Origin of the sequence: Cryobacterium sp. 10I1 (assembly GCF_035019805.1) — a bacterium.
GTDB lineage: Bacteria > Actinomycetota > Actinomycetes > Actinomycetales > Microbacteriaceae > Cryobacterium > Cryobacterium glucosi.
The window spans coordinates 1-754 of the sequence record NZ_JASJVF010000527.1 but is presented as its reverse complement, the minus strand read 5'-3'; the positions used below and the strand labels follow the sequence as shown (position 1 = coordinate 754).

2 protein-coding genes are annotated in these 754 nt (G+C 70.8%); both read left to right on the top strand.

Annotated elements, in window-relative coordinates; genetic code table 11:
* The coding region (locus tag QN345_RS19590; RefSeq protein ID WP_323509184.1) for a dihydropteroate synthase at positions 1-390 on the top strand (390 nt) is incomplete at its 5' end.
* Positions 387-752, top strand: coding sequence for a dihydroneopterin aldolase (gene folB, locus QN345_RS19585; protein ID WP_134446294.1), 366 nt, complete (start codon positions 387-389; stop codon positions 750-752). The genes QN345_RS19590 and folB, both read left to right, overlap by 4 nt.
* Positions 753-754: the final 2 nt, after the last annotated feature.

Sequence of the window (754 nt, the reverse complement as noted above, 5' to 3'; positions counted from 1 at the left end):
GTCTACGGCGACGTCGTCGCCGACGTCCGGGCCGAACTCGCCTGGCGCGTCGAGGCCCTCGTCGCCGCAGGGGTGCCGCGGGAGCGGATCGTGCTCGACCCCGGCCTGGGGTTCTCCAAGCTCCCCGCCCACAACTGGGCCCTGCTCGCCAACCTCGCGGCCTTCGACATGCTCGGCCTTCCCGTCATGATCGGCGCCTCCCGCAAACGCTTCCTCGCGACCGCGCTCCCGGACGACGCCCCGATCGCCGCCCGTGACCTGCCGAGCGCCGTGGTGAGCGTGCTCGCCGCCCAGGCCGGCGCCTGGGCCGTGCGCGTGCATGACGTGGCGGCAACCCGCGCGGCCCTGAAGGTGCTTGCGCTCGTGGAGTCGGCCAGAATAGAGCCATGATCCGCGATTGCATCACTCTCACCGGGCTGCGGGTCACCGCTCACCACGGCGTCTACGACTTCGAGCGTGAGAACGGCCAGGATTTCGTGATCGACGTCACAGTCTGGCTCGACCTGCACGCCGCGGCGTCGAGCGACGACGTCAGCCGCACCATCCACTACGGCGAACTCGCGATCGAGGTGACGGAGGCGGCGGCGGTCAACCCGGTCGACCTGATCGAGACGGTCGCGGAGCGGATCGCGGGCGTCGTGCTCGCCCACCCCGCCGCCGAGACCGTGCAGGTCACCGTGCACAAGCCGCAGGCCCCGATCAGTGTCCCCTTCACCGACGTCTCCGTGCAGATCACGAGGTCCCGGCCGTGAAC